8 protein-coding genes are annotated in these 10,763 nt (G+C 64.0%); 3 read left to right on the forward strand and 5 right to left on the reverse strand.

Annotation, left to right across the window (positions count from 1 at the left end; translation table 11 throughout):
• Positions 1-145: 145 nt before the first annotated feature.
• Positions 146-2,386 (forward strand): mannose-1-phosphate guanylyltransferase/mannose-6-phosphate isomerase, encoded by a 2,241-nt coding sequence (locus EN949_RS27870; protein WP_127366903.1) that lies wholly within the window; start codon positions 146-148, stop codon positions 2,384-2,386.
• A 9-nt stretch (positions 2,387-2,395) separates the two neighbouring features.
• Here EN949_RS27870 and betB read toward each other — a convergent pair whose 3' ends face one another.
• The 5 genes from betB to betI are packed head-to-tail and all read right to left on the reverse strand — an operon-like array spanning position 2,396 to position 8,679.
• A complete protein-coding gene (gene betB / locus EN949_RS27875; protein WP_013532682.1) occupies positions 2,396-3,859 on the reverse strand; it encodes a betaine-aldehyde dehydrogenase in 1,464 nt (487 codons plus the stop codon).
• Between the two features lie 57 nt (positions 3,860-3,916).
• Complete coding sequence (gene betA / locus EN949_RS27880) at positions 3,917-5,569, reverse strand: choline dehydrogenase (RefSeq protein WP_013532681.1); 1,653 nt, start codon at positions 5,567-5,569, stop codon at positions 3,917-3,919.
• Positions 5,562-6,566, reverse strand: a complete 1,005-nt coding sequence (locus EN949_RS27885) for a threonine/serine dehydratase (protein ID WP_063167695.1) — start codon at positions 6,564-6,566, stop codon at positions 5,562-5,564. The genes betA and EN949_RS27885 overlap by 8 nt, the downstream gene beginning before the upstream one ends.
• Positions 6,563-8,092: a choline-sulfatase gene (betC, locus tag EN949_RS27890; RefSeq protein WP_164755597.1), complete on the reverse strand. Its 1,530-nt coding sequence runs from the start codon at positions 8,090-8,092 to the stop codon at positions 6,563-6,565. The genes EN949_RS27885 and betC overlap by 4 nt, the downstream gene beginning before the upstream one ends.
• Positions 8,089-8,679, reverse strand: coding sequence for a transcriptional regulator BetI (gene betI / locus EN949_RS27895; RefSeq protein ID WP_013532678.1), 591 nt, complete (start codon positions 8,677-8,679; stop codon positions 8,089-8,091). Before betI ends, betC begins: the two co-directional genes overlap by 4 nt.
• A 203-nt stretch (positions 8,680-8,882) precedes the next feature.
• Here betI and EN949_RS27900 point away from each other — a divergent pair, with 203 nt between their 5' ends.
• Both EN949_RS27900 and EN949_RS27905 read left to right on the forward strand, forming a co-directional pair.
• Positions 8,883-10,049 carry an acetyl-CoA acetyltransferase gene (locus EN949_RS27900; protein ID WP_027162994.1) on the forward strand — a complete coding sequence of 389 codons (1,167 nt, stop codon included), beginning with the start codon at positions 8,883-8,885 and terminating at the stop codon, positions 10,047-10,049.
• Between the two features lie 25 nt (positions 10,050-10,074).
• A partial coding sequence (locus EN949_RS27905; RefSeq protein ID WP_127371843.1) for an asparaginase occupies positions 10,075-10,763 on the forward strand: 689 nt, incomplete at its 3' end.

Below are 10,763 nucleotides of genomic sequence, written 5' to 3' on the forward strand. Positions count from 1 at the left end.
CGTCGAACAAGCCGGAACTGGTCGTGGTCGTCGAAAGCCCGGTGTCGTCGCAGCGTCGACGGGAGATGTTCGAGGCTGTCGACACCGTGCTGCGCCGCAGCCCCGAGGTGGGCGCCTACAACCAGACCTTTTGAATGGTGGTTGAATGACCGAGCGGATTGTCAGTTTTGTCATGAGCGGCGGCGTCGGCTCGCGGTTGTGGCCGCTGTCGCGCGAGGACAATCCCAAGCAGTTCCACGATCTGTCCGGCGACGGCTCGATGCTGGCCAAGACCTTGCGCCGGCTGACGGCCCGGCCGGAAGGCGAAACGCCGATCTTCCTGATTGCCGCGGAGCGCCATGCCGACCGCGTTCACGCCGATCTTGCCGGCCTCGACCTCGCCGGCGGCGGGCCGCTGTTCGAGCCGACCGGGCGCAACACAGCCGCCGCCGTCGCACTGGCGACACTGCGCACACTGTCCGAGTTCGGCGACAGCCTGGTGCTGGTGGTGCCGTCGGACCATGAGATATCGACCCCGCGCCAGTTCTGGCAGAGCGTCGAAGCCGGCACCGAGGCAGCGCGTAGCGGCCGGCTGGTGGTGTTCGGCATCAGGCCGACACAGCCCGAGACCGGCTACGGCTATATCGAGGTTGCGGCCGAAAGCGGCGGCATCTTCGACGTGTCGCGCTTCGTCGAAAAGCCGGATCTTGCGACTGCGCAAAGCTATCTCAAGGCCGGAAATTTCTACTGGAACACCGGTATCTTCCTTTTTCGCGCCAGCGCCATGCGTGATGCCTTCATAGCGTTCCAGCCGGATATCTGGCAGGCCACCGAAGCAGCCTACAAGGCAGCGACATCGGATTTATCCGGCCTTTACATGCCGCTAGAACTCTACGCCGCCATTCCGTCGAACTCGATCGACTACGCCATCATGGAGCGGGCAAAAGACATCGCGATGGTGCCGGCCGGCTTCCGCTGGAACGATCTCGGCTCATGGCAGTCGCTGCTCGATGTCGGCCCCGCCGACGACCGGGGCAATGTCATCATCGGCGATGTCGTCTCCATCGATTGCGAGAATTCCTACATTCGCAGTGACGGCCGCCTGCTGTCGGCGATCGGCATGAAGGACATCGCCATCGTTTCGACATCGGATGCCACCTTCGTCGCTCCGGTCAGCCACAGCCAGCACGTCAAGAAGATCGTCGAGCAGCTCGAAAAATCGGGTCGCCTGGAAACCAGGTTCACGCCGGCGCATGACCGCGTCATCGAAAGCGGCGCCTGGCGGCGGCGCGTGCATCACTGGCTGTTTCAGGAGACTTTGCCGCTGTGGTCGACATCGGGCGTCGACGAACGCCATGGCGGCTTTCACGAAGCGCTTGGCCTGGACGCTTCGCCGTTGATGAAGCCCAAGCGCATGCGCACCATGGCAAGGCAGGTCTATGCCTTCGCCGTTGCCCGGGCGCGCGGCTGGGACGGTCCGGCCGACCGGCTGATCAGCCATGGCATCGCCTTCATGGCCGGCAAGGGCCGCACCGACAAGGGCGGCTGGGTTCGGACGCTGAATGTCGACGGTTCGGTCGCCGACGCCACCGAGGATGCCTACGATCATTCCTGCGTGCTCCTGGCACTGGCGCATGCGCATATGTCTGGCAATCCCGACGCTTTGCGCCTCGGCGAGGAAACCTTCGCCTTTCTCGATGCGCATCTCGAAGACAGCCGCATGACCGGCTTCCTTGAGACATCGGATGGCAAAGGCGAGCGCCGCTCCAACCCGCATATGCACCTGCTCGAGGCCTTCCTCGCCTGGCACCAGGCGACCGGCGAGCGCGCCCATCTGCGCCGCGCAGCGCGCATCATCGACCTCTTCCGCAGTCATTTCTTCGATCCGGAAAGCTGGACGCTTGGCGAGTATTTCGATGCCGAATGGAAACCATCCGCCGGCGAGAAAGGCTCGTGGACCGAGCCTGGCCACCATTTCGAATGGGCCTCTTTGCTGGTCGATTTCGCTGGGCGCAGCGGCCAGGCCGAGTTGAGCGGCTTTGCCAGGAAACTCTACGCCTCGGCCATCGCCAATGGCCTCAACCGCGCCACCGGCCTTGCCTATGGCGCCGTCTCGCGACAGGGCCTGCCGCTCGACCTGATATCGCGCAGCTGGCCGCAGGCCGAAGCGGTGAAGGCGGCGATCGCGCTGGATGGTTCGGGCGGGCCCGATCTCAAGCCCGAGATTGAAGCGCGCGTCGGCCGGTTGTTCCGCTGGCACATCGACCCGGCGCCGCTCGGACTGTGGATCGACCGCATCGACGAACGCGGCCGCTCGCTGGCGACCGATGTGCCAGCCAGCATCTTCTATCATCTGGTCTGTGCGCTGACGCAATATCTGGACAGCACGGCCGACCTGAAGGCGTAGAGGGCTGGATCAGTACGGGCTCGCCACGTCACCCGTCTCGACATAGATCGACTTCAGCTGCGAATAGAGCGCCAGTGCGGCCAGTGAATTCTCACGTCCGATGCCTGACTGTTTGAAGCCGCCGAACGGGATTTCCACCGGCGTCAGATTATATGCGTTGATCCAGCAGGTGCCGGCCTGCAGTTCGGCGATGACGCGGTGGGCGCGCGGCAGGTCGCGCGTGAAGACGCCGGCAGCGAGGCCGAATTCGGTGTCGTTGGCGCGGTCGATCACCTCGTCCTCGCCGTCGAATTTCAACACGCTCATCACTGGTCCGAAAATTTCTTCACGGGCGATGCGCATGCCATCGGTCACGCCGGTGAACACCGTCGGCTCGACGAAGAAGCCGCCCTGAAAGCCCTGCAGCGAAGGCACATTGCCGCCGCAAGCAAGCGTCGCTCCATCCTGCTTGCCGATCTCGATATAGCCGGCCACCTTGTCGTGCTGCGCCTTGGAGACCAGCGGTCCCATCTGGGTTTCGGGATCGAGCGGGTCGCCGATGCGGATTTTCTTGGTCCGCTCTATCAGACGGTCGACAAAGCGGTCGTGGATGCCGCTCTGCACGAAGACGCGCGTGCCGTTGGAGCAGATCTGTCCGGTCGAATAGAAATTGCCGAGCATGGCGCCGCCAATGGCGTTCTCGATGTCGGCATCGTCGAACACGATCAGCGGCGACTTGCCCCCGAGTTCCATCGTCGCGTGCTTCATCTTCGAGCCGGCAAGCGACAGCACCTTGCGGCCGGTCGGCACCGAACCGGTCACCGAGACCTTGGCGACGACATCGTGGCCGACAAGCCCGGCGCCGACATCGCCATAGCCCTGCACAACGTTGAACAAGCCGTCGGGTAGCCCCGCTTCGCTGTAGATCTCGGCCAGTGCCAGCGCCGACAGCGGCGTGTTTTCCGACGGCTTGAACACCATGGCATTGCCCATGGCGAGCGCCGGTGCCGATTTCCAGCCGGCGATCTGGATCGGGTAGTTCCATGCGCCGATGCCGACACAGACGCCGAGCGCTTCGCGCCTTGTGTAGGCGAAGGGTCCGCCGAGATCGACCGACTCGCCATTGTAGGCGGCAACGGCACCGCCGAAATATTCAAGGCAGTCCGCAGCCGAGGGCGCATCCGCCACCAACGTTTCCTGGATCGCCTTGCCGGTGTCCAGCGTCTCGATGCGAGCGAGGTCGGCGTTGCGGGCGCGCAATATGTCGGCGGCGCGGCGCAGGATGCGCCCGCGCTCGACCGGCTTCAGCCGCGCCCAGGCGGGCTGCGCCGCCCGCGCGGCCTCGACGGCGAGTTCCAGCACGTTCGGCGTTGCCGAACGCAGCATGGCGATGGTCTCGCCGGTTGCCGGATAGATGACCGGCAGCGGGGCGCCGCCTTCGTCCTCGATGTAGCGTCCGTTGACATAGTGCGATGCCGTGGGCTGAGCGCGCATGGAAGTCTCCAGATTGTCTTTCGCGGCATGCGGATCGTGCAGTCACACGATCATGCTCTATCTGTCCGACGCCTGCCAGCGCGGATTGATCCATGGTTCCTGGTTGGACGGCGCCAGCGGCGTGCGGCCAAGGATGTGATCGGATGCCTTCTCGCCGGTCATGATCGACGGCGCATTGAGATTGCCGTTGGTGACGCGCGGGAAGATCGAGGAATCGGCGACCCGCAATCCTTCGACGCCGATGACCCGGCACTCCGGATCGACGACGCTCATCACGTCGTCGGCGCGGCCCATCTTGCAGGTGCCGCAAGGATGGTAGGCGCTCTCGGCGTGATCCCGGATGAAGATGTCGAGATCGTCGTCCGATTGCACGTGGCTGCCCGGCGATATCTCCTTGCCCCGATAGGGATCGAACGCCGACTGGCCGAAGATCTCGCGCGTCAGCCGGATGCAGTGGCGGAACTCCGCCCAGTCGTCCGGATGCGACATGTAGTTGAAGTGGATCATCGGTTTCGATTTCGGGTCCGGCGAGCGCAGCGTCACCGACCCCCGCGACTTCGAGCGCATCGGTCCGACATGCGCCTGGAAGCCGTGCGATTTGGCCGCCGCCTTGCCGTCATAGCGGACTGCCGCGGGGATGAAATGGTACTGGATGTCGGGGTAGTCGACGCCGGCACGCGATCGCACGAAGGCCGCCGCTTCGAAATGGTTGGTGGCGCCTAGCCCGTTCTTGAGGAACAGCCACTGCGCCCCGATGAGCGCTTTCGAGAACGGATTCAGCACCGAATTGAGCGTGATCGGCAGCAATGATTCCTGCTGGATGTAGAGCTCCATATGGTCCTGCAGGTTGCGGCCGACGCCGGGCCTGTCGGCCACCACCGGAATGCCGTTTTCGCGCAGATGCTCGGCCGGACCGATGCCGGACAGCATCAGGATCTTGGGCGAATTGATCGAAGATGCGGCGACGATCACCTCACGTCGCGCCTTAACGACCTGAATCTGTTTGTGAGCTTCGATCTCGACGCCGATGGCGCGCTGATTCTCGATGATCACCCGCCGCGCAAAGCCCTTGACCAGACTGACGTTTTTGCGCTTCAGCGCCGGCTTCAGATAGGCTGATGCCGCCGACCATCGGCGGCCGCCGCTGATGGTCTGCTCCATCGGCCCAAAACCTTCCTGCTTGGAACCGTTATAGTCCTCCGTCAGTTCGAACCCGGCCTGGCGGCCAGCCTCGACAAAGGCACCATAGAGCGGATTTTTACGCGAGCCGCGCTGCACATGCAGCGGGCCGCCGTGCCCGCGCCAGCCATCTTCGCCGCCATCCGAATCCTCCATGCGCTTGAAATAGGGGAGCACGTCGGCGAAGCCCCAGCCGGCCGCACCCTCTTCGGCCCAATGGTCGAAGTCGCGGGCGTGGCCGCGCACATAGACCATGCCGTTGATCGAGGACGAGCCGCCGATAACCTTGCCGCGCGGTGTCGCCAGCACACGGCCGCCGAGATGCGGCTCCGGCTCGCTGGCAAAGCCCCAGTCGTAGAGGCTCATGTTGAGCGGGATCGACAGCGCCGACGGCATCTGGATCAGCGGCCCGATATCGCTGCCGCCGAATTCGATGACGATGACCGAATGCTTGCCGTCTTCCGACAGGCGATAGGCCATGGCCGAGCCGGCCGAGCCGGAGCCGATGATGACGAAATCCGCTTCAAGCATGGTTCATATGCGCCATGAAATCGGCGAGCGAGACATTGCCGCCGGTAGCCACAACAAGGACGGTCTTGTCCTTCACATCCACCTTGCCGCCGAGCAATGCCGCGATCGACGCCGCCCCCGACGGTTCGAGCACCAGCTTCATGCGCTCGAAGGCGATCCGCATCGCGCGCCGCACCGATTGGTCGTCGACGGTGATGCCGTGAACACCCGCCGTCTTGACCGCGGCAAACGGAGCATCGCCCGGCCGTCGCGACATCAAACCGTCGCAGATCGATTTCGGCCCGATCGGCATCGTCTCGATGCTGCCATGCGCCAGCGACGAGCCCATGCCATTGAAACCTTCCGGCTCGACGCCGATGATCTCTGTGGCGGGCGACAGATAATGGAAGGCGAGCGAAACGCCGCCGATCAACCCGCCGCCACCGACCGAGCAGAACAAGAGGTCGGCGCTGGCACCTTTGGCTTCGAGTTGGTCAAGCGCTTCGAGGCCGGCGCCCGCCTGGCCGGCGACGATCTCCGGATCGTCGAATGGATGCAGCAGCGCCAGGCCCTCTGTCTCGGCGATCTCGCGCGCCTTGGCGGCGGCGACTTCCTCCCGCGCGCGCTCGCCATGGTCGGTCAGCACGACGCGGGCGCCATAGCCCGCCGTGGCATCACGCTTGGCGGCCGGTGCGTCGATCGGCATGACGATGGTGACGGGAACGCCAAGCGCCTGGCCGGCAGCCGCCAGCCCTTGCGCGAAATTGCCGGAGGAGTAGGCGACGACGCCCTTCTTCGCTTCGTCAACTGAAAGCTGCTTCAGGCGCCAATAGGCGCCGCGCACCTTGAATGAGCCGGCCCATTGCAGCGATTCCGGCTTGATGAAGACGCGGGCGGCGCCGGTCTCGCGGGCTAGTGCCGTCGATTCCAGCAGCGGCGTGATCTGCGTCGCCCTGGAGGTGACGGCATAGGCCTGCTTGAGATGGTCAAGGGAGGGGACGAGAAGGTCTGACATCATTCGCCTCGCGGATACCGTTTGCTCTCTTCGAGATTGTCGAGGTTCATGTGATTGCGCATGTAACGCTCGGACGCCTTTTGCAGGGGTTGGAAATCCCAGGGGTAATAGGCGCCGTTGCGCAGCGCCGGATAGACGACCCAGCGGCGCGCCTGGCTTTCGCGGACAGCGGCGTCGAAGCCGGCCATGTCCCAGCGCGCCTGGACTTTGTCCATGAATGCCGCCACCAAGCCGGCATTGGCGGGGTCGTCGGCCAGATTGTTTCGCTCGAGCGGATCGGCTTCGAGATCGAACAGTTGCGGCGGATCGAGCTCGCAGTGGACGAATTTGTATCTGCCGTCGCGGATCGCCACCAACGGCGCGTTGGACCCTTCGGCCGCATACTCCATCAACACCGGTGCGGTGCGCTCGATGCCCTCGGTGAGCGGCAGCAGCGACTGGCCGTCGGTCCACGGCGCGATCGCAGCGATGTCGATGCCGGCGAGATCGCAAAGCGTCGGCGCCAAGTCGAGATTGGAGACCGGCGTCTCGATCAGCCCGGCAGGAATGTCCTTGCCGGCGATCATCAGCGGCACCCGCGCCGAACCCTCGAAGAAGCTCATCTTGAACCACAGGCCGCGCTCGCCGAGCATGTCGCCGTGATCCGAGCAGAACAGGATGATTGTGTCGTCGGCCATGCGGGTGCGCTCGAGAACGTCCAGGATCTCGCCAAGCTTGTCGTCGACATAGGAGATGTTGGCGAAATAGCCCTGCCGCGAACGACGCACCTGCTCTGGCGTGATCTCGAAAGAGGGGTAGTCACTGGCGTGGTACAGTCGCCGGGAATGCGTATCCTGCTGGTCATACGCGATGAACCCGGTTTCCGGGTCCAGCGCCTGGCAATGCTCATAGAGATCCCAATACTGCTTGCGCGCGACATAGGGATCGTGCGGATGCGACAGCGAGACAGTGAGGCACCAAGGCCGATGGTTCGCATCGTCCTGTTCGCGCGAAAGCTGATAGAGCTTCTGCGTGGCCAGGAACACGACCTCGTCGTCATACTCCATCTGGTTGGTGATCTCGGCGACGCCTGCACCGGTCACCGAGCCCAGATTGTGATACCACCAGTCGATACGCTCGCCGGGCTTGCGGTAATCCGGCGTCCAGCCGAAATCGGCTGGATAAATGTCGGTCGTCAGCCGCTCCTCGAAACCATGCAACTGGTCCGGCCCAACGAAATGCATCTTGCCCGACAGGCAGGTGTAGTAGCCGGCGGCGCGCAAATGATGGGCAAAGGTCGGGATCGATGAGGCGAATTCGGCGGCATTGTCATAGACGCCGGTGCGCGACGGCAATTGCCCGCTCATGAACGAGGCACGGCCCGGCGCGCAGAGCGGCGAGGCCGTGTAGTTGTTGGCAAAGCGCGCCGAACGCGCGGCCAACGCTTTCAGATGCGGTGTATGCAGAAACTCCGCCGGTCCGTCCGGAAACAGGGTTCCGTTGAGCTGGTCGACCATGACGATCAGGAAATTGGTTGGCTTCATTGTCACTGTTTGCGCCGCTCGCCAAGTTTGGTTTCGAGATAGTCCTCGACCAGCGCGATCGCGGTCGCGGCATCGGGCACGCCGTCTTTCAGCGCCCGCCTGATGTAGAGCCCGTCGATCATCGCCGCGGTCGCTTCGGCGGCGCGGTCGGCTTCGGCTCTGGGCAAGATCCCGGTCAGCCCGCTCATCAGGTTCGAGTGCAGCCGCCGCGCGTAGACCTTGAGCAGCCGGCGCAAGGCCGATGATTTCTGCGCCTCGACATAGAAGGCGAGCCAGGCGGCGATGGTTTCCGGCTGGAACTGGATGTCGGAGAAATTGACAGCGACCACCGCCGAGACCCTTTCGCGCGCGCTATTGGCCGAGCCAAGGGCGCGCAACGTATCGGCTGTAAGCTCCGCCAGTATGTGCCGCATCGTCGCCAAGAGCAGCTCGTCCTTGGCACCAAAATAATGATGGGCAAGGGCGGACGACACGCCGGCGCGTCCGGCGATCTCGGACATGGTCACGTCGAGCGAACCGCGCTCGCCGATCGCCGAGATCGTCGCGTCGATCAGCGCCTTGCGGCGCAGCGGTTCCATTCCGATTTTCGGCATCTCGCCATGATCCTTTGAGAGAATAGGATTATTTTTTATTGACGCGTCAATCAACAAAAAAATCGGCCGCGATCTCGGCTGTACCAAGCGATTGTACGCCTCCAGCCCTTCACGAAACCGGCACGATTGTTTATCTTTGAACAATAGATGCGAAATGCGCCGTGAGCCGACATGCCAGGCCGGCGCCAAGGATGGAGACCGCCATGACCGCATGCATCGTCGGATGGGCGCATTCGCGCTTCGGCAAGCTTGAGGGCGAAACGCTCGAAAACCTCATCGTCAAGGTGGCAACGGACGCGCTCGACCATGCCGGCATCGGTCCCGACGAGGTCGACGAGATCGTGCTCGGCCACTTCAACGCCGGTTTTTCGGCGCAGGATTTCACCGCCAGTCTGGTGCTTCAGGCCGACGACCGGCTGCGCTTCAAGCCGGCGACGCGTGTCGAGAACGCTTGCGCCACCGGATCGGCGGCGGTCCGCCAGGGCATCCGCGCCATTGACGCGAATGCCGCTCGCATCGTGCTGGTGGTCGGCGCGGAGCAGATGACGACGACGCCGGGGCCGGAGATCGGCAAAAACCTGCTCAAGGCGTCCTATCTGCCCGAGGACGGCGAGACACCCGCGGGTTTCGCCGGCGTCTTCGGCAAGATCGCGCAGGCCTATTTCCAGCGTTATGGCGATCAGTCGGATGCGCTGGCCATGATTGCCGCCAAGAACCACAAGAACGGCGTCGACAATCCCTATGCGCAGATGCGCAAGGATTTCGGCTACGAGTTCTGCCGCCAGGAGAGCGAGAAGAACCCCTTCGTTGCCGGTCCTCTGAAGCGCACCGACTGCTCGCTGGTCTCCGACGGCGCCGCCGCCCTTATCCTTGCCGACACCGCCACGGCGCTGAAGATGCGCCGTGCCGTTGCCTTCCGCGCCAACGAACATGTGCAGGATTTCCTGCCGATGTCGAAGCGCGACATTCTGACCTTCGAAGGCTGCGAGCAGGCCTGGAACCGGGCGCTGAAATCGGCCGGCGTGACGCTCGACGATCTGTCCTTCGTCGAAACGCATGACTGCTTCACCATTGCCGAACTGATCGAGTACGAGGCGATGGGCCTTGCCAAGCCGGGAGAGGGGGCGAAGCTGGCGTTGGACGGCACAACGGCCAAGGATGGTCGCCTGCCGGTCAATCCATCCGGCGGGCTGAAGGCCAAGGGCCATCCGATCGGCGCCACTGGCGTGTCCATGCATGTCTTGACCGCCATGCAGCTTGTCGGTGAGGCCGGCGGCATCCAGGTGCCGGGCGCAAAACTGGGCGGCATCTTCAATATGGGCGGTGCGGCGGTCGCCAACTACGTTTCCATTCTCGACCGGATCAGATAAACCGCCCGCATTTGCGGAAGGTGACATGACAAATCCGGTTCTGATCGAAGTCTTGCGCGGCGCGATCGTCGAGAGCGCGCATCGCGGCTCAGTCGCGGTCTTCGATGGCGACGGCAAGCCCGTGTGGGAGATCGGCGATACGGCCAAGCCGGTGTTTCCGCGCTCGGCGGTCAAGGCGATCCAGGCCTTGCCGTTGGTCGAAAGCGGGGCGGCGGATGCCTATGGTTTCGGCAACCGCGAACTGGCGCTCGCCTGCGCCTCCCACTCGGGCGAGCCGGCACATGTCGACCTTGCGCGATCCATGCTGGCCAAGGCTGGGCTGGACGGATCGGCGCTCGAATGCGGCACGCATTGGCCGTCCAATCATGACGCCGAGATTGCGCTCGCCCGCGCCGGCGGCTCGCCGAACGCCTTGCACAACAATTGTTCGGGCAAACATTCCGGCTTCCTCTGCACCTGCGTCCACGCCGGCATTGCGCATCGCGGCTATGTCAAGCCGGGACACGGCCTGCAGGACATGGTGCGCGACGCCATGCAGTCGGTGACGGGCGCTGTCCATGGTGAGGACCAGCGTGCCATCGACGGCTGTTCGATCCCGACCTACGCGGTGCCGCTCAGGAGCTTCGCGCTCGGCTTTGCCCGCATGGCCACGACATCAGGTTTTGGTCCCGAGCGAGCCAAGGCCGCGAGGCGGCTGCTGGCTGCATGCATGGC

This window comes from Mesorhizobium sp. M7A.F.Ca.US.007.01.2.1 (assembly GCF_003998165.1).
GTDB classification, from domain to species: domain Bacteria; phylum Pseudomonadota; class Alphaproteobacteria; order Rhizobiales; family Rhizobiaceae; genus Mesorhizobium; species Mesorhizobium ciceri.